Source organism: Bradyrhizobium sp. WSM471, assembly GCF_000244915.1.
Lineage (GTDB): Bacteria > Pseudomonadota > Alphaproteobacteria > Rhizobiales > Xanthobacteraceae > Bradyrhizobium.
Window position 1 is genome coordinate 5,148,796 of record NZ_CM001442.1, and the last position, 21,779, is coordinate 5,170,574.

Consider the following 21,779-nt stretch of genomic DNA (forward strand, 5'->3'; position numbering starts at 1 on the left):
TTCGTCGCCCGATTTGGGCGCGCCCTCCGGAACGCGGCGACCGCCGCTCCCCGGGTTGAATTTTTCGAACCCGTCTTGGGGGCCGGAGACTCAGTTTCAGGCAGGAATGTCCTGAATCTGTTCTTCAGACCTTCAAAACGCAAAACGACGCGCGGGGCGCAGGAGCGCGCCCGCCCGTCACAACCATCCTCTTCACGGACTGCAAAAGCCCGAAATAGCTTGCTCTCCCAACGGCTTGCAGGGAATGCGACATCCCTGCCCACCGCGCTTTCGTGCTGCCGACCCGATATGGGGCGACATTAGTGCAGATTCGAGGGACAAACCCTCAAATCCCCACACTTTTTCGTGTTCGACCTGCGTCGGCCGGTTCCGTCGCACGCCTTTTGCATCTGGCCCACCCCTTCCGGAGAGTGGACCGAGATCCCGGTTGCGCTGAAGCCGACCGGGATCTCGTGCCAGTAAGCGATGCTTACTTGAGCTCGACCTTCGCGCCAGCCTTCTCGAGCTGGGCCTTGAGCTTCTCGGCTTCGTCCTTGTTCACGCCTTCCTTGACAGGCTTCGGCGCGCCCTCAACGAGGTCCTTTGCTTCCTTGAGGCCCAGGCCGGTGATGGCGCGGACTTCCTTGATGACCTCGATCTTCTTGTCGCCGGCGGCGGCAAGAACGACCGTGAACTCGGTCTTCTCTTCGGCCGGAGCGGCGGCAGCGCCACCACCAGCCGGGCCGGCCACGGCGACAGCCGCGGCAGCCGAAACGCCCCACTTCTCTTCGAGGAGCTTCGCGAGTTCGGCAGCTTCGAGCACGGTGAGGCTCGAGAGGTCGTCAACGATCTTCTGCAGGTCAGCCATTGTTCAGTTTCCTTGAATGTAAGTCTGGTTCGGGTTTGAGTTTTGCGAAGGGCGTCAGGCCGCTTCGCCCTTTGAGGCATAAGCCTGGATGACGCGCGCGAGCTTGCCCGCGGGCGCGTTGGCGAGCTGAGCGATCTTGGTCGCCGGGGCCACAAGCAGGCCGACGATCTTGGCGCGCAGTTCGTCAAGCGACGGCAGCGAGGCAAGTGCCTTCACGCCGTCGACATTCAGGACGGTCTTTCCCATCGAGCCGCCAATGATGACGAACTTTTCGTTCGCCTTGGCGAATTCGACGGCGACCTTTGGCGCCGCTACCGGATCGTCCGAAGTGGCGATCACGGTCGGTCCCTTCAGCATGGGGCCGATGGCAACGACGTCAGTGCCTTCAAGAGCAATTTTGGCGAGACGGTTCTTCGAGACCTTCACCGAGGCGCCAGCCTGCTTCATCTGCGAGCGCAGCTTCTGCATCTGGGCAACGGTCAGGCCGGAATATTGGGCAACGACCGCGACGCTCGTGGTCTTGAAGACCCCATTGAGCTGTTCGACCGCTTCCTTTTTTGCCGCTCGTTCCACAGCAAGCTCTTTCCGGTTGGCGGTCATCGCGAAAGCGGGACCGCCGGGTTGCACCCATCGTCCCGCCCAAACCTGAACCTCAGGGCCAAACCCATCGGACACGCCGGGCAAGACGACAATTCAAAGCCTGCCCTCCGGGAGCCCACAGGGGCCCACGGCGTGTCGAGGTCCGAACCAAACCCATTCCGCAACCGACCCTAAGGTGGTCACGAAGTGAAATCCGGTCTTCACCCGTCTATGCAGGCCATGCGATTAAGCCGTTGAGAAATCGAAATTCCCCGCGGGCGCCTGCAGTCTTGGACAGGACAAGGTCAGCCGGCGAACCGTCCGACCTCTGCCCGCATCCCACAACCGACGAATTTCCCTCCTTTTCCGGCAAATCCTCACGGACGGCCTGAAAAGGAATGATCTCCATCTCTTGTTTTCGGAATGCGTGCACGAACGCGCCAGCCGAGGCCGGCACGTCCGGAAGCGGTTCTTTAACCGCTCGGGGCCTGCTTGCCAAGAGCAAAATTCACACCAGTTCCAGACCGTTGCCACTCGCGCTTAACCGTGGCCGAAAAGGGCCGGCTTTCGCTCATTTGACCCCGTAAGGCAGCGGCCCGCCCTCGAAAAACGCGGTCAGGTTCGCCAGCACGCAGCTCTGCATGGCGACGTGCGATTCGAGGGTGTGGCCCCCGATATGGGGAGCGAACACGACGTTGGGCAGCGCCGTCAGCGCGTCCGGAGCGTGCGGTTCCTTGTCGTAGACGTCGAGACCGGCTCCGGCGATGGTCTTCTCGGTGAGCGCCACCACCAGGGCTTTCTCGTCGATCACCGAGCCGCGGGAGATGTTGACGACGTAACCGTCCGGCCCGAGGCGCTTGAGGATATCGGCGCTGACGGCATGCTGGGTCTCGGCTCCTGCCCGGACCGCGATCATCAGAACGCTGCACCAGTCGGCCAACGCCTCCAGCGTCGGGAAATATTGATAGGGCAGATCGTATTTGCTGCGGCTGAAATAGCCGATTTCGCTCTCGAAGGATGCGCAGCGCGCCGCGATCTTGCGGCCGATCTCGCCCATGCCGTAGACGCCGATGCGGCGGCCCGGCATCCCGGCCTGCGGGCGCATCATCGGCGAGGGCTTTGACGCTGCCCAATCGCCGCTTCGGACGTACTGGTCGGCAACCAGAATTCGCCGCGTGGCCGCGAGCATCAGGGTCATCGCGATGTCGGCGACCGAGGCCGCATTGGCACCCGGGCTATGGCCGACCGCAATGTTGCGGGCGGCAGCGGCCTTCAGGTCAACACCGTCATAGCCAGTGCCGTAGCAGACGATGGCGCCGAGCTTCGGAAACAGGTCCATCGCCTCCGCGCCCAGCGGCGTGCCGCCGGCGGTGAGCACTGCACGGATATCGCCGAGCGCGGCGGCCGAAAACATCTCCCGCGCCGGCTTGCCGCCGGTGTCGAGCAGCTCGAACCGCTCGGCGAAGCGCGCCATCATCGTCTTGGGAAAGCGCGAGTAGATCAGGACCTTGTCAGTCATTGTGTTCTTGTTTCCGGTGGACGCCGTCACAAACGACGAGGGGCGGAATCGGTTGCCCAATTCCGCCCCTCGCCTCATACAATTTACAAACCTTAGCCGAGAATGGTGCCCGGCTCGACCTTCACGCCGGGGCCCATCGACGAAGACACCGCAACGCGCTGGATGTAGGTGCCCTTGGAACCGGCCGGCTTGGCCTTGGAGACAGCGTCAGCCAGAGCCTTGATGTTCTCGACCAGTTTTTCCTCGGTGAACGAGGCCTTGCCGACGCCAGCCTGCAGGATGCCGGCCTTCTCGACGCGGAACTCGACCGAGCCGCCCTTGGCGCCCTTTACGGCGCCGGTGACGTCCATGGTCACGGTGCCGATCTTCGGGTTCGGCATCAGGCCGCGCGGGCCGAGCACCTTACCGAGGCGGCCGACCAGCGGCATCATGTCGGGGGTTGCGATACAGCGGTCGAAATCGATCGTGCCGTTTTGCACCTTCTCGACCAGGTCCTCGGCGCCGACGACATCGGCTCCGGCAGCCTTGGCCTCGTCGGCCTTGGCGCCGCGGGCGAACACGCCCACGCGGAGCGTACGGCCGGTGCCGTTCGGCAGGGTCACGACACCGCGGACCATCTGATCAGCGTGACGCGGATCGACGCCGAGATTGATCGCGACCTCGATGGTCTCGTCGAACTTCGCTTTCGCGCGTTCCTTGACCATCTTGATGGCGTCCGCGAGCGGGTAAAGTTTTTCGCGATCAATACCTTCGCGGGCTTTGTTCAAACGCTTTCCGATTGCCATGAGCCCTTACCCCGCCACTTCCAGACCCATCGAACGGGCAGAGCCCTCGACCATCTTCATGGCCGACTCGATCGAGTCGCAATTGAGATCCTTCATCTTCTTCTCGGCGATCTCGCGCACCTGCGCCTTGGTCACCGCACCCGCCTTGTCACGGCCCGGCGCCTTGGAGCCGGACTGGATCTTGGCAGCCTGTTTGAGGAAGAAGGACATCGGCGGCGTCTTCATCTCGAAGGTGAAGGAACGGTCCGCATAGATGGTGATGACCACCGGGATCGGGGTATTCTTCTCTTCCTTCTGGGTCTGGGCGTTGAACGCCTTGCAGAACTCCATGATGTTGAGACCGCGCTGACCGAGCGCGGGACCGATCGGGGGCGAAGGATTCGCCGCACCGGCCGGGACCTGAAGCTTCAGGTATCCGGTCACTTTCTTTGCCATGTATCACTCCTGTTGGGCCGGCCTGGGCCGGCGGTTTCAGGTTCGTGGTCTGGGTCGGATGCGGCTGGCAACCGCCCTCTCCCTCCCACGGCCTCTTGTTGCGCGAGACCGAAGTCTCACGCCTACGCGATCAGACCTTCTCGACCTGACCGAATTCCAGTTCGACCGGCGTGGCGCGGCCGAAGATCGACACGGCGACCTTCACGCGCGAGCGCGCCTCGTCGATTTCCTCGACCACACCCGAGAACGAGGCAAACGGGCCATCGGCCACGCGCACGTTCTCGCCGATCTCGAACGACACCGACGCCTTCGGCCGCTCCACGCCCTCTTGAACCTGGTGCAGAATGCGCATGGCTTCGGCTTCCGAGATCGGCATCGGCTTGTTTTCCGCGCCGAGGAAGCCGGTCACCTTCGGCGTATTCTTGATCAGATGAAACGCCTCGTCGGTCAGCTTCATCTTCACCAGCACGTAGCCCGGGAAGAACTTGCGCTCGGCGTCGATCTTGCGGCCGCGGCGCACCTCCGTGACCTTCTCGGTCGGAACCAGCACCAGCTCGAACAGCTCCTCGAGCCCGCGCTGCTTGGCCTGCTCGCGGATCGATTCGGCGACCTTCTTCTCGAAATTCGAATAGGCGTGGACGATGTACCAGCGCTTGTCAGACAATTGAGCCGTTGCTGTTGCCATCAGTGAATGCCCAGAAGGAAGGTGATGAGGTAGCGGATGATCTGGTCGGCGGCGAAGAAGAAGATCGAGGCCACGGCGACCATGACGAACACCATGATGGTGGTGATCGTGGTCTCGCGGCGGGTCGGCCAGGTAACCTTGGCGGTCTCCGAGCGCACTTCCTGCAAGAACTTGAACGGGCTGACTGCCATCGTTTGATGTCCAACGTCCGTCGACAGACGCGAATGAATTTCAGGGATCCGAACAGCCGCCGTTGGCCCAGCCCTCTGTCTCGAAGGATGAGCCGGAAACCGGGCTCGATTGTTCGGGGATTTCAAAGCCGCGCCGGAGATCCGCGTCTAACGGGCCGGCTGCGAGTGCGGGGTATCTACTGCGGATGGGACCAAAGGTCAAGATAGAGAGGATCCGCCAGGGTAAACCGACTCCGCGGGCGACCGACCAGAGATCAGGCCGATCAAGGGCTTATCTGCCGTCTGCAAAGCGCCGTCCCAGGGCCCCAGCCCGTTCCTCGCAGGACGACACCACCTGGCCCCCTCAGCCGCCGCCCCCTCAAGGTCAATCGGCCCGATCGATCATCGAAATGCCCGGCAACGGCACAACGAACTTTCCGCCCTCGGCGAAATAGCCGGCATGCTTGGCCCGGATCGGATCCACATAGCGCCAGGCGAAGACGACGACGAACGCCGGCTTGCGCTCGTAAAGGGCGGCGGGCGGCAGGATCGGGATGTCATACCCCGGGCCGGCCATCACGTTCCCCTTCTTGGGGTCGTCGTCCACCAGGAAGTCGATCTTGTTCTCCAGGCCGAACTGCGGCAGCAGGGTCGTGGTCCCGACCGAGACGCCGTAGCCGGCCACGAGCTGGCCGCGCGCATGGGCGGCATCGGCCATCGCGACCAGCTCGTCGCGGATCGCGGCGATCCTCTTCGCATAGGGCACATAGTAGGCTGGCTGGTCGACGCCGAGCCGGTCTTCCTCGGCAATGAAGCGCGCGACCTCCGCGGACGGTGTCTTCGCGCCGCCAGCACGCTGCACCGTCACCCGGATCGAGCCGCCCTTGGTCTCGATGTGCTGGACGTCGATCAATTCCATGCCAAGCCGCGCGAAGAAGCGCGCCAGCGGCTTGATGTTAAAATACGACAGATGCTCGTGATAGACGGTGTCGAGAAGGTTTTTCTCGGTGACGTCGACGCCATATTGCGTTTCGAAAACGAACAGCCCGTCCGGCGCAAGCACGTCGCGAACGCCGATCACCAGCGGGTCGAGATTGTCGACATTGGCGATCATGTTGTTGGCGATCACGACGCTGGCCGCGCCATGGCTTTGCAGGATGCGGCGGCCGATGGCATCGGTGAAGAAATCGCCGATGGTCTCGATTCCCGCTTCCGTCGCACGCCGCGCGATGTCGACGGCGGGATCGACACCCAGCACCCGCATGCCGCGCTCCCTGAAGAAACCGAGCAGCGATCCGTCGTTGCTGCCGAGCTCGACGACCAGCGCGCCCGGCGCGATGGCGAACCGGCTGACGACGTCGTTGGCATAACCTGCGAAGTGCTCCCGCAGACCAAGCGAGAGCGAGGTGGTATAAACGTAGTTTCGGTATTGGACCTCTGGATTGCCGACGTGGAGAATCTGCAGGTGACCGCAGTCCGCGCACAGGTGCAGCGCCATCGGCACCGCGGCCCGAAAGACGGGATCATCGACGCTTGCATCCGGCACCTGGAAGTTCGGCGTGCCAATGGGCATGCCTGCCATCGGGACGACAAGCTCTTGCTTGTCCGAATGACAGAGGCGGCAGGTATGACGGACGTAGAACAGGTTTTTCATCGTAGGACCGTAAGACGGAGACATGCGAACAGGTGAGGCAATCTCACCCCGTGGTGATCAGATCGACGGCACCGCCTCAGGACGCCGGATATTCCGCCCGACCGATGATGAGGTCGACCGCGGCCATCATCCAGAACTGATGCGTGGTCTCGACGATGTTGTAGCTGCGGCTGTCGACGTAATAATTGACGTCGCCGAGATTGCGCAGCGGATTCTCCGCGTTCATGCCCGACAGCGTGACCACATCGAGCTTCATCGTCCGCGCCTGCGCGACCGCATTGAGAATGTTCTTCGAGCGTCCCGACGAGCTGATCGCGACGAGGCAATCGCCGGCGCGGGCGCTCAGCCTCACAGCATGCGCAAGCCAGTCCTCGAAACCGTAATCATTGGCGAGGCACGACATCATGCTGGCATCGCTGAAGCAGAGCGCGGGCACCGATGCGTTCTTCGCCAGATCGATCGCGAGATGCGAGGCGATGCCGGCCGAGCCCCCATTGCCGATAAAGATGACGCGGCCGCCTTGCTCGCGCGCACGCAACCAGGCCGTGCGGGTGGCGGAAATCCTGGCGAAAACCCCTTCGTCAATTGCCGTCGCACGATGGAGGCGCCCTACGTAGTCGACAAGGAAAGCCTTGTGATCGGGATCGACGGACTCGGCAGGCATGGGCTCGCGGCTCGACGGCGACATGACGCCCTGATACCGGCTATCACCAGCGATTGCAAAGGTATATTACCTTCGAAGTTGACCAGCAGCCGATTCGGTTTCCACCTTACACTCAACATTGGCGGGCCTGTTTCGCTGGGCATTCGCATCACGGATGTTCCTATGAAATGCATCGTTACCGGTGGCGCCGGCTTCATCGGCAGTCACCTCGTCGACCGCCTCCTCGACGATGGCCACGAGGTCATCGCGCTCGATAATTTCGTGATCGGACGCCCCGAAAATCTGGCCTCGCGCGTCGATTCGAGTCGACTCAAGATCGTACGGGCCGACGTCACCGAACTCGAATCGATCACGCCGCATTTCGACGGCATCGACTGGGTGTTCCATCTCGCCGCGCTGGCCGACATCGTTCCCTCGGTCGAGTCCCCGATCCCGTATCACCGCGCCAATGTCGACGGCACGGTCAACGTTCTCGAGGCTGCACGGCGGGCCGGCGTCAGCCGCTTCGTTTATGCCGCGTCGTCCTCCTGCTACGGAATTCCCGACGTCTATCCGACGCCGGAGAGCGCCGAGATCCGGCCGATATATCCCTATGCCCTCACCAAGAATCTGGGCGAGCAGTGCGTCATGCACTGGTGCCAGGTCTACAAGCTGCCCGCGGTCGCGCTGCGCCTGTTCAATGTGTACGGGCCGCGCCATCGCACCACGGGCACCTACGGTGCCGTGTTCGGCGTGTTCATGGCGCAGAAGTTCGCCGGCAAGCCCTTCACGGTGGTCGGCGACGGCGAGCAGACCCGCGACTTCACCTTCGTCAGCGATGTCGCCGATGCTTTCGTGACCGCCGCGCGCTCCGAGGTCTCGAACGAAGTTTTCAACGTCGGCTCCGACAACACCTACAGTGTCAACCGGCTGATCGAGCTTCTCGGCGGCGACAAGGTCCACATTCCCAAGCGTCCCGGCGAACCCGATTGCACCTATGCCGACATCACCAAGATCAAGCGGGTCCTGAAATGGACGCCGAAGGTAAAATTTGAGGGCGGGGTCGCTACGATGCTGAAGTCGATGGATCAGTACAAGGACGCCCCCCTGTGGACGGTGGACAAGATCGCGGACGCCACGAAGGGCTGGTTCAAATATCTGGGGGACAACAACGACGCCGCGTCCGGCGCGCCGCAGAAGGCAAGCCAGTGAACAGGTTCACCCGGTATCGTTGCCGCGAATCGATCAATTCCGGGCCGCCCGGCTGACGCCGGCTGGCGCTTTAGGTTATTCACATGGGCAATATTCCGACCGACAGACCCGCGTTGAACGACCAGCTGGCGGCGCACGAGAAGATCAAGACGATCGAGGAACTGGGCGAGATCGCGCGGTCCGAGCAAGCGCGGGGCCGGAAAGTTGCACTCTGCCACGGCGTCTTCGACCTCGTGCATCTCGGCCATATCAGGCACATCCAGGCTGCGCGCAACGAGGGCGACGTCGTCATGGTGACGATCACCGCCGACCGTTACGTCAACAAGGGACCGGGTCGGCCGATCTTCCCCGAAAACATGCGGGCCGAGATGCTGGCCTCGCTCGCGACGGTCGATTGGGTCGGCATCAATCACACCTCCAGCGCCGAGCCGATCCTGGATACGGTGCGGCCGGACATCTATGTGAAGGGGTCCGACTATGAAAACCCCGAGGACGATGTAACCGGCAAGATCCAGAGCGAGCGCGACGCCGTCGAGCGTCACGGCGGACGCATCGTGTTCACGCGCGACGTGACGTTTAGCTCCTCGTCGCTGGTGAACCGGTATTTCGACATCTACGACCCTCCACTCCGCGACTACCTGCAAAAGGTCCGCGAAGGTGGCGGCGCCGATCGCCTGCTGAAGCTGATCGACAAGGTGCAGGACATGCACGTCGTGCTGGTCGGCGACACCATCATCGACGAATACCAGTACGTCACGGCGCTCGGAAAGGCCTCGAAGGAAAACATCGTCGCCACGCTGTTCAAGAGCGGCGAGCAATTTGCCGGCGGCGTCATTGCCGCGGCGAACCATGTCGCGAGCTTCTGCAAGTCGGTGGAGATCGTCACGACGCTGGGTGGCAACGACTACCCCGAGGAGTTCATTCGTGAGCATGTCCGCCCGAATGTCACGTTGACGCCGATCCGCCTTCAGGGCCGTCCGACGACCCGCAAATCGCGGTACGTCGAGCTCGGCTATCTGCACAAGCTCTTCGAAGTCTACACCATGGACGATACGCCGCTCGACGAGGCCGATCGGAAGGAGATCGACCGTATCACGACGGAGCGCGTCCGTGGCGCGGACGTGGTGATCGCCACCGATTTCGGTCACGGCATGATCGCGTCGAGCACGATCGACACCCTGATCGCCAACTCCAAGTTCCTGGCGGTCAATGCCCAGAGCAACAGCGGCAATCACGGCTACAATTTGATCACGAGGTATCCGCGGGCCGACTACATCTGCATCGACGCGCCGGAGGCGCGTCTGGCCGCAACCGACAAGTTCAGCGACATCGCGTCCGTGATCGAGGCCGGCCTGCACGGCAAGATCGACTGCGACAACATGATCATCACGCACGGCTCCTTCGGCTGTTACCCCTTCTCGTCGAAAACCGGCGTCACGCGCGTCCCCGCCTTCACCAAGACCGTCGTCGATACCGTCGGCGCGGGGGACGCCTTCCTGACGATCACCGCGCCGCTGGTCGCCGCCGGCGGCAACATCGAGGACGTCGCCTTCATCGGCAACGCGGCCGGCGCGATCAAGGTCGGGATCGTCGGCCACCGCAGTTCGGTCGAGAAGGTGCCGCTGGTCAAGTTCGTCACCGCGTTATTGAAGTAGCGCGACGGCAGATACTGGAGAACGACAGTGATTGGTCAAAAATGGAATGTGATGGTCACCGGTGGTGCCGGCTATGTCGGTAGCGTGCTGGTTCCCCAGTTGCTCGCTGCGGGCCACAAGGTCACCGTGCTCGATCTGTTCATGTATGGCGAGGACGTGTTCGATGGCGTCCGCAACAATCCCGATTTGCGCCTGATCAAGGGCGACATCCGTGACGAAGCCGCGATCAACGGGGCCCTGCGCGGCAACAACGCCGTGATCCACCTCGCCTGCATCTCCAACGACCCGTCGTTCGAGCTGGACCCGGGGCTCGGCAAGTCGATCAATTACGACTGCTTCCGGCCGATGGTGCGCGCCGCCAAGAAGGCGGGCATCAAGCGCTTCATCTACGCCTCCTCGTCCAGCGTCTACGGCATCAAGGACGAAGCTGAGGTCACCGAGAACCTCTCCTGCGAGCCGCTCACGGACTACTCGAAGTTCAAGGCGATGTGCGAGACCGACCTTGCCGACGAGGCCGCGCCCGGCTTCGTCACCTGCACGGTTCGCCCCGCCACCGTCTGCGGCTACGCACCGCGGCAGCGGCTCGACGTCGTCGTCAACATCCTGACCAATCTCGCGGTCAACACCGGCCGCATCCGCGTGTTCGGCGGAACGCAGCGCCGGCCCAATCTGCACATCGAGGACATGTCAGCCGCCTATCTGTTCCTGCTCCAGCAGGATGACGCAAAGATCGACGGCAAGACCTACAATATCGGCTACGAGAACCATTCGCTGATGAAGATCGCCGACATCGTCAAGTCGGTGGTCGGCAGCAATGTCGACGTCGTCGTCGAGCCGACCGACGATCTCCGCTCCTACCACGTCTCTTCGGAGAAGATCCGCCGCGAGCTCGGCTTTGCGCCGACCCACACGATCGAGCAGGCCGTGTCCGGACTCGTGAACGCCTTCAAGGGGGGCCGCCTGCCGAACTCGCTCAACGACCCCCGGTACTTCAACATCAAGATGATGCAGAACATCAGCCTGAAGTGAGCGGCGTGCGGATCGGCATCGATTTCGACAACACGATCATCTGCTACGACAAGGTCTTTGCCGCCGTCGCACGTCAGCGTGGGCTGGTGCCGGAAGGATGGGAGGGGCTGAAGACCGACCTACGGGATCATCTCCGGTCCCGCGCGGGCGGCGAGCTCGCCTGGCAAGGACTGCAAGGCTTCGTCTACGGCAAGGGAATTGGCGGCGCCGAGATCTATCCCGGAGTGCGAGAATTCCTGGCGGCGTGCAGGCAGACCGGCGCGAAGGTCTCCATCGTCAGCCACAAGACCCGATTCGGTCATCAGGACCCCGACCGCATCGACCTGCGTGACGCCGCGCGCAGCTGGCTACGGGAAGCCAGCCTGATCGACGCTGCGGATGCGGCGCTGGCCATCGGCGACGTCTATTTCGAAGACACACTAGCCGCCAAAGTCGCGAGGCTCGCGCGCCTGGAGCTCGACGTCTTCATCGACGATCTCGTCGAGGTCTTCGAGCAACCGCATTTTCCGAAGACCACGCGATCGATCCTGTTCACACAGGCGCAGCCTCCCCACCCCGAACACTGCAAGCCGATCGCGACATGGGCCGATATCCGCCGCGAGGTGTTTGCGGCATGAGCGAGACCGACATCACCGCGCCGGATGCGATAGCGATCGGCAGCCGCCTGGCCGGTGCGCGTGTCGCAACCGCCCAGCCGGCACGGTCCGGCGGCAACAACAGGGTGTTTCGGCTGGAGATGGCGGAGGGACCGCCCCTCGCCCTCAAGCAATATCCGTCCGACGGACGCGATCGCCTGGGACAGGAGTATGATGCACTCTCGTTCCTGGCGCGCCACGGCATCACGTCGACACCGCAGCCGGTCGCGAAGGACGCAGATGCGTTCTGCGCGCTGTACCAATGGTTCGAGGGCGAGGCCGCGGTGCTGCGCCCCCAAGGCGACGATGCCGATCAGCTCGCCGATTTCCTCATCGAGCTGCAGAAGCTGCGCGAGGCCGAAGGCGCGCAAAATCTGCGCAACGCCTCAGCCAGCATCTTTTCGCCCGAAGCGGCCATCGCCCAGTACGAGCAGCGGCTGGACGGACTGAGGCGGGCTTCGGATGATCATCCCGACCTGCGCGCGTTCATGGAAGGCAGCCTGGTTCCCAGCACTGGCGTCGCGATTCGGCAGCTCCGCCGGCGCTACGCGGAACTGGGCTGGGATCCAACGGCGGACCTCGCGCCGAGCCATCGCGCGCTGAGTCCGTCCGATTTCGGACTGCACAACGCGTTGCGCGCCGAAGACGGGCGCTTGCGATTCATCGACTTCGAATATTTCGGCTGGGACGATCCGGTCAAGCTCGTGTCCGACACCGCCATTCACCCCGGCAGCAACCTGCCTGAAGCGAGCGCGAATCGTTTGATCGAACGGCTGTCGCGCGCCTTCGAGGCGAGCGATGACGCGTTTGCGATCCGACGTGACGTACTGTATCCTGTGTTCAAGGGAATCTGGTGCCTGATTGTCCTGAACGCCTATTTGCCGGACAGCCGCTCCCGGCGCGCAATGGCTGCGCAAGGTGGCGATGTTAGGATCCGCCTCGCCGGTCAGCTCGACAAAGCCCGCCGGCTTCACCAGACGATTCGGCCAACCGATTTACCGAAGTGACCCAGATCTCACCTCACGCTGAAGCCGCCCTCACCTGCACGTTGGATGAGCGCAGCCTTTATCTGCGCCGCCTGGTGCTCGGTTCTGTCCGCTCCGCGGGGCGCGGACATGTCGGTCCGGCGTTGTCGCTGATCGAGATGGTCCGCGTGCTCTACGACGACGTGCTGCGGATCGATCCGGACAACCCGCGCGATCCGGCCCGCGACCGCGCGATCCTCAGCAAGGGACACGGCTGTCTGGCACTCTATGCGCTGTTGGCCGATCGCGGCTTCTTTCCTTTGTCGGAGCTGGACGGTTTCTGCGGCCCCGACAGCATTTTAGGCGGACATCCCGAGTACGGAATGGTGCCGGGTGTCGAGGCCTCGACCGGCGCGCTCGGACACGGCCTGTCGATCGGTGTCGGCCTCGCGCTCGCCGCGCGCATGCGCGAGCGCTCCTATCGCACCTTCGTCCTGCTCGGCGACGGCGAGATCAACGAGGGGTCTGTGTGGGAAGCCGCCATGGGCGCCGCCAAGCACGGGCTCGACAATCTGGTCGCGCTGATCGACTACAACAAGCTGCAGAGCTACGGGCCCACCGATTACGTCCTGCCGCTGGAGCCGCTCGCGGACAAATGGCGCAGCTTCGGCTTTGCCGTCCAGGAGCTCAACGGCCACGACGTCGGCGCCCTGCGCACCGTCCTGAAGCAGGTCCCGGCCGTTCCGGGAAAGCCCACCGCGATCATCTGCCATACCGTCAAGGGCAAGGGTCTGCCGGCCGCGGAATCCAACGCCGATTGGCATCACAAGAACAAGCTCACCGACGGCGAGCTCGACGCCATCCGCGTCGCCGTCGGCGATTTTTGATCGGCTCCTCATGCGCAACACCGCGATGAACATGGTCCACAAGCTCGCCGCGCGCGACGAGCGTGTGCTCTACATCGGCTCCGATCCCGGCGCGGGCACCTTGCGCGCGATGAGCAAGGAGTTTCCCAAGCGCCATCTGATCGAAGGCATTTCGGAAGCGCACATCATCGGCATGTCGGCCGGTCTCGCGATGGAAGGCTTCGTGCCCTACGTCAACACCATCGCCACGTTCCTGACCCGCCGCTGCTACGAGCAGGTCGCCGTCGATCTCTGCCTGCATAATCTACCGGTGCGGCTGATCGCGAATGGCGGCGGGCTCGTCTACGCGCCGCTGGGTCCCACCCACCAGGCGATCGAGGACATCGCCATCATGCGGGCGCTGCCGAACATGACGGTGGTCTGCCCGTGCGACGCCGACGAGGCGGCGCGCCTGATGGAGCAAACGCTAGACTGGACCGGACCGATCTACATCCGGCTCGGCAAAGGTGGCGACGCAATCGTCTCGAAGGCCGAGCACGGCTTCGAGATCGGCAAGGCCATCCTGATGCGGCCCCCCGGCGACGTCGTCATGGTCACGACAGGCATCATGCTCCAGCGCGCACTCGCTGCGGCAGATCTGCTGGCGGCGCAGGGCATTCGCGCCGGCATCCTGCACATGCACACCGTCAAGCCGCTCGACACCGAGGCGCTGCTACAAGCGATCCGGGGCACCAGGCTGGTCGCGACGCTGGAGGAGCACGTGCCCTCCGGCGGCCTCGGCAGCGCGGTCGCCGAGGCGCTGATCGACAAGCTCGGCTCTGGCCTGCCCGCGATGCTGCGGTTGTCGCTGCCGGACCGGTTCATTCACAATTACGGATCGCAGGACTCGCTGCTGAAGAAACACGGACTGTCCGCCGACGCCATTGCGACCTCGATCGCGCGCGCGCTCCCCGCCTCGCACACCTCCTCTCCGCAACTTCATTCCACCTGACGGGCCCCATGCAGGACGTTCGATATTCCTATCTGCTCGAGCAATTCTCCGACCCGGCACCGATCCTGGCCGAGATCGGCCGACTGGTGGCGACGGGTGACTTCACCCTGGGCAAGCCCGTCGCCGAATTCGAACGGCGCTTTGCCGAGCTGATCGGCGTGCGTCACGCCATCGGCGTCGGATCGGGCACCGATGCACTCAAGTTGCCGCTCAAGGCGCTCGGCATCGGCCATGGCGACGAGGTCATCACGGCCGCCAACACCTTCATCGCCACCGTCGGCGCCATCGCCGAGACCGGCGCGACCCCGGTGCTGGTCGACTGCGACGACTCCTTCTGCATGAACGTCGATTACGTCGAAGCCGCGATCACGGAGAAGACCAAGGCGATCATGCCGGTTCAGTTGACCGGCGAGGTCACCGACATGGGCAAGCTGATGGCGATCGCCCAGCGTCACAACATCCCCGTGGTCGAGGATTCCTGCCAGGGCATCCTGTCGGAGTTCGAGGGAAAGCGGTCCGGCACCCACGGTATCGCGGCCGGCTTCTCCCTGCATCCGCTCAAGAACCTCAACGTCTGGGGCGATGCTGGTGTCGTCGTCACCAATGACGATGGGATGAACGAGCGGCTTCGTCTGATCCGCAACCACGGCATGAAGAATCGCGACGAGATCGCGATCCTCGGCTGCAATTCGCGGCTCGATTCCCTCCAGGCGGTCGTCGGCAACTGGCTGATCGGCCAGACCAGCGAGATCACGCGCCGTCGGATCGAGAACGCGGCCTATTACGATTCGGGCCTTGCCGGCCTGCCCGGCCTGCGCATTCCGCCGCGCCGGCCCAACGTGAAGCACGTCTACCATCTCTACATGGTGTTCGCCGAGCGTCGCGACGAGCTCTACAAATACTGCCTGGACAACGGCATCGAAGCGAAGATCCACTATCCCATCCCGTTGTACCAGCAGGAAGGCCTCAAGCACCTCGGCTACGCGCCGGGCACCTTCCCGGTCACCGACCGCCATGCCCAGGAGGTCATCAGCTTCCCCGTCGACCAGCATCTGACGCGCGCCCAGCAGGACCGCGTCATCGAGATCGTCCGGAAGTTCTGCCATGGACGGTGACACCGGCCGCCGACGCATCGGTTACGTCAATCTTCCCGCGCAATTCGAGGAAGAGCGCGTCGAGATCCTGCAGGCAGTCGAGGGCGTGTTCCAGCGCGGCGATTTCATCGGCGGCGCGGCCGTCGCGAAGCTTGAGGAAGAGCTCACCACCTATCTCGGCTCGCCGCATGTGGTGACGCTGAATTCCGGCACCGATGCGCTGATCCTGTCGTTGCGGGCGCTCAACATCGGTCCCGGGGACGAGGTGATCACCCCGCCGAATTCGTTCGTGGCATCGACCGCCGCCATCATCGCCGTCGGCGCCAGGCCCGTGTTTGCGGACGTGCTACCGGACCAGAATATCGATCCCGCCGCAGTCGAGGCCGCCGTCACCTCGCGGACCAGGGCGATCATGCCGGTGCACCTGACCGGGCGCATGGCCGACATGAACCCGCTGATGACGATCGCCGCCAAGCATGCTCTCGCCGTGATCGAGGACAGCGCGCAGGCCGTCGGCTCGACCTATGACGGACGGATGAGCGGGACCATCGGAACGTTCGGCTGCTTCTCCGCCCACCCGCTGAAGAACCTCAATGCGGCGGGCGACGCCGGCTTCGTCGTCACCGCCGACGCCGAGCTTGCCGCGAGAATTCGCCGCCTGCGCAATCACGGCCTGATCAATCGCAGTGACGTCCAGGAATGGGGCATCGTGTCACGCCTCGACACGGTCCAGGCCGAGGTGCTCCGGATTCGCTTGCGGCACCTGCCCTCTGTCATCGGACGCCGGCGCAGCAACGCCGCGCAATACCGCGCCGAACTCGCCGGCCTTCCCCTGTTCATCCCGGTTTGCCGCAACATCGAGTTCAACACGTTCCACACCTTCGTCGTGCAGACGGACCGTCGCGACGACTTCCAGAAATATCTTGCCGACAAGGGCATCGAGACCGCGATCCACTATCCGGTGCCGATCCACCTCCAGCAGGCGGCGGCGCATCTGGGTCACGGTCGCGGCGCGTTCCCGGTGACCGAGCGGCAGGCGGATCAGATCCTCACGCTTCCCATCAACCAGTTCCTCTCGGCCTCGGATATCAGCTATGTTTGCGCGACCGCCCGGGAGTACTTTGCATGACGGACACGGCTTTCCTCGAGGCCGATGAGCAGGCAATGGCGCAACGCTTCATCGACGACGGCTTCGTCACCACGCCGGCCGACGACCGCGCCGGGCTCGACCGGATCCAGCGGCGCGCCGCCGAACTCGCGGCGGACTATCTGAAGCTGCCAGACGGCAACGACCCCTACGCGATGCTCGACACCATCCACACGCGGGTGAGCGTAGATGATCTCAACGGCCTGCGGCTGCACGTCTTCAACGGCCTCAACGCCGAGCCATGGTTCCGGCCGACCTATTTCCGTCTAGCCCGCTCGACGATCGAAACCATCGTGGGCAACGAGCTCTGCATGCAGCGCCGCGTCAATCTCAGCATCCAGCTGCCGGGCGACGATTCGTCGCTGCTCGCCACCCATTCCGACGTCTGGTCTGGCGACTCGCCGTTCGAGGTCGTGGTGTGGGTACCGCTGGTCGACGTCCACCGCACCAAATCGATGTATCTGCTGCCGCCATCCCTGAACGGCGAGATGCAGGACCGGATGGCCAGCCTGCGCAGCGCGGAGGAACTCTATCAGACCATCAAGCCGCACGCGACGTTCATCGAGATTCCCTACGGTCACGTGATGCTGTTCAACCAGACCCTGATGCACGGCAATCGCATCAACGAGGAAGCCGGCTCGCGCTGGAGCATGAACTGCCGTTTCAAAAGCATCATGTCGCCCTACGCGGACAAGCGATTTGGCGAATTCTTCGAACCGATCCTGCTGCGTCCGGCGACACGTGTCGGCATGCAATACAAGCTCCCGGGAGGCTTCCATGGCTGAGCGAGCCGGCCATCGCGGCTATATCGGCGCCCGGCCGCTGAACGGCAGCCGTACTCCCCAGCACGTCCAGAACATCGTGATTCGCGACTATGCGCGGCGGAAGAACTTGCATTATCTGCTCAGCGCCGCCGAGCACACCATGCAAGGCAGCTACATGGTGCTCGAGGACATCCTCGACGAGCTACCCCGGTTGCGCGGCCTGATTCTCTACAGCATCTTCATGCTGCCGCCCGACGAGGCACGGCGGCGAGAGATCTATGACCGCGTACTGAGCGAGGGCTGCGATCTGCACGCGGCCGTCGAGGAGATCACGCTGTCCTCGCGCGACAACATCCAGGCCGTCGAGGACATCCTGCTCGTCAACAAATTCGCGACCATCCTGTGACGATGCCGCGGACCGGTTGAGGACAATGACCGAGATCAACCTGCTCCAGCCGATGCACGCATCGACCAAGCGGAACTACGTTCAGCGGGTTGTCGAGCACGACAAGGCGGAATCCGCCACTGTCGCGCGGCAATGGGGGCGCGACTACTGGGACGGCGACCGCCGCTATGGCTATGGCGGTTACCGCTACGACGGACGCTGGCGCCCGCTCGCCCAGACCCTGATCGACCGCTATGGCATCAAGTCCGGGATGAGCGTGCTCGATGTCGGCTGCGGCAAGGGCTATTTGCTCTACGAGCTCACCCAGCTCGTCCCTGGCCTCACCATCGCCGGCATCGACATCTCCGACTATGGCATTGGCAACGCCAAGGAAGAGGTGCGACCGCAATTGAAGGTCGGCAGCGCCGTCGAGCTCCCCTACCCCGACCACAGCTTCGATCTCGTGGTGTCGCTCGGCGTGCTCCACAATCTTCCGCTCGAGGACGTCTTCCGCGCCGTGTCGGAGATCGAGCGCGTGGGGCGCGGCACCTCGAAATATCTGATGGTGGAGTCGTTCCGCGACGAGCGCGAGAAGGCGAACCTGCTCTACTGGCAGCTCACCTGCCTGAGTTTTCATGGTCCGGAGACGTGGGCCTGGATCTACGACAAATGCGGCTACCGGGGCGACCATGGGTTCATCTTCTTCGAATGAAGCAACGGGCCTGCGCCGGCCGGCCTCGCTACGCGCGCAAAATCCCGAAGTGTATTATTCGGACGACGCCATCGTCACGGCGAATGACGCCACGATCGCGGAGCTGAAGCGCATCGCCGCAGGCAATCCGCGTCTGCGCAGCCGGCTGTGCACGCATCCTGATCCCTCGTCCGGCCTGCACGAGATGCTGATCGTGCATCATCGCGAGGCCTATGTGCGGCCTCACAAGCACTTTGGCAAACCTGAATCGTTTCACCTGATCGAGGGCACTGCGCAGGTCGTGATCTTCGAGGACGACGGCCGCATTCGCGACGTGCTCGAGATGGCGCCGTACGGCCGGGGCGCGCTCTGCTACTACCGGATGCCCGAGCAGTTGTTTCACTCGATCCTGATCACCTCGGAGTGGCTGGTGTTTCACGAAACCACCGCGGGTCCGTTCGACCCCTCCCGCACGGCATTTCCCGACTGGGCACCGGATGGCAGCGATGCCGCGGCAGTGCAGAACTATGTCACATCGACCGGTGCGCTCGCCGCGGAGCATCTGGCCCATCGCCATACTTCACGAGCCATTCGAGCAGAGGTTCCTACCGATGACTGATCATTGCCGCCTCTGCCATTCGACCAATTTGCGCCCGGTCATCGACCTCGGACAGATGCCGATTGCGCATCGGCTTCGGCACAGCCGCGACGAACAGGACGAACGGTATCCGTTCGAGGTGCTGGCGTGTGGCGAGTGCGGCCTGCCCCAGATCGTCAAGCCGATCGATCCCGACATTCTGTACCGGCAGTTCAACTACAATTTCAGCAGCTGGAAGCCGGAGCCGCATCAGGTCGACGAGCTCGATACCATCGCCAAATTCTCGCCCCATCAATCCGTGTTCGAGATCGGATGCAATGACGGCCTGTTCATGGACAGGCTTCGCGAACGCGGTGCGAAGGTTTTGGTGGGCGTCGAGCCCAACCCGGTGTCGGGCAAGATCGCCCGCGAGCGCGGCATCAAGGTCTATGCCGACATGATCAGCCCGGCGCTGTGTCACGACGCAGTCGCCGAGGCCGGCAAGTTCGATCTGGTCGTCTCGCGACAGGTGCTGGAACATATTGTCGATTTCGAGAACTTTTTCGATTGCGTGAAAATCGCGCTGCGCAACGACGGGCTTCTCTTCATCGATGTGCCTGATTTCGCGCCCGGCTCCGCGGTCGGCGACCTCTCCGTCCTCTGGGAGGAGCACGTCAGCTATTTCACCGAACCGACCCTGATCGCGCTGCTGGCCCGTCACGGCTTCGAGGCGATTTCAGTGAAGAAATACAATTTCAGCGGCGGCAGCCTCGCGATCGCAGCCCGGCGCGCGACGCGCGACGTGATGCCTCCGCCCGCTCCTGCCGGCGTCGGCGAAAGGTTCGGCCAGCGCGCCAGGGAGTACGGCGCGCGTCTTCGCCCGATCCTCGCCAAGGCACGCGCCAACGGCGCCGAGATCGCCATCTACGGCGCCGGCTGTCGAGCCTGCACCTTCACCAATGCCCATGAACTCGCGGATCTCGTCGACCTCTCGGTCGACGACCAGAAGGAGCGCCAGGGCTTGTTCCTGCCCGGCACCGGCATTCCGATCCGCCCGCCGGAGAACCTCGCCGGCAAGTCGGATCCACTCGTCTGCCTTCTGGCCGTCAACCAGGAGAACGAAGACAAGGTCGGCAGCCGGCTGCGCGAAAACGTGAAGCGTCCGCTCCACATCGTATCGATCTTCGCGCCCTCGGACATCTGGAGCGAGCTCGATCGCCTCGAGGCCGCCGCAGGGTCGCGGCATGGCTGAGGACAAGCTCTTCAACTATTACGAACGTCAGGACGTCCTGCCGACGTTCGGGAATTTCAAATCCGCCGCCGAACTCGAAGCCTATGCCCGCCTGCGGCGCGAGTTGTTTTCCGACAAGCTGGTGCTGCCGCCACGGTTGTTCCGCGACGCCGACGTGCTCGAATTCGGCCCCGATTCCGGTGAGAACGCGCTGGTGTTTGCCGGCTGGGGCGCAAACATGACGCTCGCCGAGCCGAACCGGCATGCGCACGCGAAAATCCAGGCTTACTTCGCACATTTCAACCAGGCTCAACGTCTGCGCGAACTCGTATCGTTCGATGTCGAAGGATTTCGCAGCGATCGTCGCTTCGACATCATCGATGCCGAAGGATTCATCTACACGGTGCAGCCGACTGAAAATTGGCTCGGCGTCTTTCACCGGCTGCTCCATCCGGACGGTTACGCTGTCGTTTCCTACTACGAGCGCTACGGCGGCTTCTTCGAGCTCGCGCTCAAGGCGATTCATGCGGCCGGCAAGGTGCTGACGGGCCGTCCCGGGCTCGAAACGGCGAAGCTGCTGTTCGACGCGAAATGGAACAGCATCCCGCATACGCGCAGCTTCGAATCCTGGCTGATGGACGTGCTCGAAAATCCTTTCGTCCGGCACCGCTACTTCCTCGACGCGGGAGCCTTGTGCACGGCGGCGCATGAGCAGGGATTCGACATCCATTCAGGGTGGCCGGCTTATCGCGACAGCCTGGACGTCTACTGGCACAAGAAGGTCCTGCCCGATGACGAGAAGCTGCGGCGCGCGACGCGCCACCTCGGTCGCAGCCGTCTGAGCTTTCTCGGCGGACGGAAGCTCTATCTGGCCGGCAAGACCGAGATGGTCGAGGCGATCTCGGCTTCGATCGAGACACTGGTTGTCGATGTCGATGCGATGATCGACGATCCCTTCGGCGATAGCCTGCCCCGTGTGATCGCGAGCCTTGCGTCGCTGCGCGAGGCGATACCGGCGACAGACATTCTCGCCGACGATGCGTCCGACATCGATGCCATCATGGCGACCCTCGACAGCTTCCATCGTATCTTTGGCGCGATCGGGCGACGGGACGTGTCCACAGTCACGGCCCTCACCCAGTCCGACCAGGCGTTCATCAACACCTGGGGACAGCCGGCGCACTTTCTTGTTATCCGGAAACGCTTCGAGGGGTCCTAGC

General features: G+C 63.4%; 24 protein-coding genes. 15 read left to right on the top strand and 9 right to left on the bottom strand.

Annotated features, from left to right (window positions below):
• Positions 1 to 469: 469 nt before the first annotated feature.
• The 9 genes from rplL to BRA471DRAFT_RS23230 form a co-directional block, all read right to left on the bottom strand.
• Complete coding sequence (gene rplL, locus BRA471DRAFT_RS23190) at positions 470 to 847, bottom strand: 50S ribosomal protein L7/L12 (protein ID WP_007602994.1); 378 nt, start codon at positions 845 to 847, stop codon at positions 470 to 472.
• Between the two features lie 54 nt (positions 848 to 901).
• Positions 902 to 1,420, bottom strand: coding sequence for a 50S ribosomal protein L10 (gene rplJ / locus BRA471DRAFT_RS23195; protein WP_035975090.1), 519 nt, complete (start codon positions 1,418 to 1,420; stop codon positions 902 to 904).
• 577 nt (positions 1,421 to 1,997) lie between these two features.
• On the bottom strand, positions 1,998 to 2,945 hold the full coding sequence (locus BRA471DRAFT_RS23200; protein ID WP_035975093.1) for a 2-hydroxyacid dehydrogenase: 948 nt from the start codon (positions 2,943 to 2,945) through the stop codon (positions 1,998 to 2,000).
• Between the two features lie 92 nt (positions 2,946 to 3,037).
• Positions 3,038 to 3,730: a 50S ribosomal protein L1 gene (gene rplA / locus BRA471DRAFT_RS23205; RefSeq protein ID WP_007602988.1), complete on the bottom strand. Its 693-nt coding sequence runs from the start codon at positions 3,728 to 3,730 to the stop codon at positions 3,038 to 3,040.
• Between the two features lie 6 nt (positions 3,731 to 3,736).
• Positions 3,737 to 4,165, bottom strand: coding sequence for a 50S ribosomal protein L11 (gene rplK, locus BRA471DRAFT_RS23210; RefSeq protein ID WP_007602986.1), 429 nt, complete (start codon positions 4,163 to 4,165; stop codon positions 3,737 to 3,739).
• A gap of 130 nt (positions 4,166 to 4,295) precedes the next feature.
• A complete protein-coding gene (gene nusG, locus BRA471DRAFT_RS23215) occupies positions 4,296 to 4,850 on the bottom strand; it encodes a transcription termination/antitermination protein NusG (protein WP_007602985.1) in 555 nt (184 codons plus the stop codon).
• A complete protein-coding gene (gene secE, locus BRA471DRAFT_RS23220) occupies positions 4,850 to 5,041 on the bottom strand; it encodes a preprotein translocase subunit SecE (RefSeq protein WP_007611620.1) in 192 nt (63 codons plus the stop codon). The genes nusG and secE overlap by 1 nt, the downstream gene beginning before the upstream one ends.
• 364 nt (positions 5,042 to 5,405) lie before the next feature.
• Complete coding sequence (locus BRA471DRAFT_RS23225; RefSeq protein WP_371258287.1) at positions 5,406 to 6,698, bottom strand: methyltransferase domain-containing protein; 1,293 nt, start codon at positions 6,696 to 6,698, stop codon at positions 5,406 to 5,408.
• A gap of 52 nt (positions 6,699 to 6,750) precedes the next feature.
• Positions 6,751 to 7,338, bottom strand: coding sequence for an SIS domain-containing protein (locus tag BRA471DRAFT_RS23230; RefSeq protein ID WP_231170957.1), 588 nt, complete (start codon positions 7,336 to 7,338; stop codon positions 6,751 to 6,753).
• A gap of 162 nt (positions 7,339 to 7,500) precedes the next feature.
• On the opposite strand from BRA471DRAFT_RS23230, the gene BRA471DRAFT_RS23235 reads away from it, so the two are divergent.
• From BRA471DRAFT_RS23235 to BRA471DRAFT_RS23305, 15 genes are all read left to right on the top strand, one after another.
• Positions 7,501 to 8,529 carry an SDR family oxidoreductase gene (locus BRA471DRAFT_RS23235; protein WP_007611625.1) on the top strand — a complete coding sequence of 343 codons (1,029 nt, stop codon included), beginning with the start codon at positions 7,501 to 7,503 and terminating at the stop codon, positions 8,527 to 8,529.
• A gap of 83 nt (positions 8,530 to 8,612) precedes the next feature.
• Positions 8,613 to 10,184 (top strand): PfkB family carbohydrate kinase, encoded by a 1,572-nt coding sequence (locus tag BRA471DRAFT_RS23240; protein ID WP_007611626.1) that lies wholly within the window; start codon positions 8,613 to 8,615, stop codon positions 10,182 to 10,184.
• Between the two features lie 27 nt (positions 10,185 to 10,211).
• Positions 10,212 to 11,213, top strand: coding sequence for an NAD(P)-dependent oxidoreductase (locus BRA471DRAFT_RS23245; RefSeq protein WP_007611627.1), 1,002 nt, complete (start codon positions 10,212 to 10,214; stop codon positions 11,211 to 11,213).
• A gap of 5 nt (positions 11,214 to 11,218) precedes the next feature.
• Positions 11,219 to 11,830, top strand: coding sequence for a hypothetical protein (locus BRA471DRAFT_RS23250; protein WP_231170958.1), 612 nt, complete (start codon positions 11,219 to 11,221; stop codon positions 11,828 to 11,830).
• The gene (locus BRA471DRAFT_RS23255) at positions 11,827 to 12,855 is read left to right on the top strand and encodes an aminoglycoside phosphotransferase family protein (RefSeq protein WP_007611629.1); all 1,029 of its coding nucleotides are present in this window, start codon (positions 11,827 to 11,829) and stop codon (positions 12,853 to 12,855) included. Before BRA471DRAFT_RS23250 ends, BRA471DRAFT_RS23255 begins: the two co-directional genes overlap by 4 nt.
• Positions 12,852 to 13,700 (top strand): transketolase, encoded by an 849-nt coding sequence (locus BRA471DRAFT_RS23260; protein ID WP_007611630.1) that lies wholly within the window; start codon positions 12,852 to 12,854, stop codon positions 13,698 to 13,700. Before BRA471DRAFT_RS23255 ends, BRA471DRAFT_RS23260 begins: the two co-directional genes overlap by 4 nt.
• 10 nt (positions 13,701 to 13,710) lie before the next feature.
• Positions 13,711 to 14,670, top strand: a complete 960-nt coding sequence (locus tag BRA471DRAFT_RS23265; protein ID WP_007611632.1) for a transketolase family protein — start codon at positions 13,711 to 13,713, stop codon at positions 14,668 to 14,670.
• A gap of 8 nt (positions 14,671 to 14,678) precedes the next feature.
• Positions 14,679 to 15,785 carry a DegT/DnrJ/EryC1/StrS aminotransferase family protein gene (locus BRA471DRAFT_RS23270; protein WP_007611633.1) on the top strand — a complete coding sequence of 369 codons (1,107 nt, stop codon included), beginning with the start codon at positions 14,679 to 14,681 and terminating at the stop codon, positions 15,783 to 15,785.
• Positions 15,775 to 16,893 (top strand): DegT/DnrJ/EryC1/StrS aminotransferase family protein, encoded by a 1,119-nt coding sequence (locus BRA471DRAFT_RS23275; protein WP_007611634.1) that lies wholly within the window; start codon positions 15,775 to 15,777, stop codon positions 16,891 to 16,893. Before BRA471DRAFT_RS23270 ends, BRA471DRAFT_RS23275 begins: the two co-directional genes overlap by 11 nt.
• The gene (locus BRA471DRAFT_RS23280) at positions 16,890 to 17,696 is read left to right on the top strand and encodes a sporadic carbohydrate cluster 2OG-Fe(II) oxygenase (protein ID WP_007611635.1); all 807 of its coding nucleotides are present in this window, start codon (positions 16,890 to 16,892) and stop codon (positions 17,694 to 17,696) included. The genes BRA471DRAFT_RS23275 and BRA471DRAFT_RS23280 overlap by 4 nt, the downstream gene beginning before the upstream one ends.
• Positions 17,689 to 18,081 carry an LIC12192 family sporadic carbohydrate cluster protein gene (locus tag BRA471DRAFT_RS23285; protein ID WP_007611636.1) on the top strand — a complete coding sequence of 131 codons (393 nt, stop codon included), beginning with the start codon at positions 17,689 to 17,691 and terminating at the stop codon, positions 18,079 to 18,081. The genes BRA471DRAFT_RS23280 and BRA471DRAFT_RS23285 overlap by 8 nt, the downstream gene beginning before the upstream one ends.
• A gap of 25 nt (positions 18,082 to 18,106) precedes the next feature.
• Positions 18,107 to 18,772, top strand: coding sequence for a class I SAM-dependent methyltransferase (locus BRA471DRAFT_RS23290; RefSeq protein ID WP_007611637.1), 666 nt, complete (start codon positions 18,107 to 18,109; stop codon positions 18,770 to 18,772).
• Positions 18,750 to 19,370, top strand: a complete 621-nt coding sequence (locus tag BRA471DRAFT_RS23295) for a WbuC family cupin fold metalloprotein (RefSeq protein WP_007611638.1) — start codon at positions 18,750 to 18,752, stop codon at positions 19,368 to 19,370. The genes BRA471DRAFT_RS23290 and BRA471DRAFT_RS23295 overlap by 23 nt, the downstream gene beginning before the upstream one ends.
• Positions 19,363 to 20,580: a class I SAM-dependent methyltransferase gene (locus BRA471DRAFT_RS23300; RefSeq protein ID WP_007611639.1), complete on the top strand. Its 1,218-nt coding sequence runs from the start codon at positions 19,363 to 19,365 to the stop codon at positions 20,578 to 20,580. Before BRA471DRAFT_RS23295 ends, BRA471DRAFT_RS23300 begins: the two co-directional genes overlap by 8 nt.
• A complete protein-coding gene (locus tag BRA471DRAFT_RS23305; RefSeq protein ID WP_007611640.1) occupies positions 20,573 to 21,778 on the top strand; it encodes a class I SAM-dependent methyltransferase in 1,206 nt (401 codons plus the stop codon). Before BRA471DRAFT_RS23300 ends, BRA471DRAFT_RS23305 begins: the two co-directional genes overlap by 8 nt.
• Position 21,779: the final 1 nt, after the last annotated feature.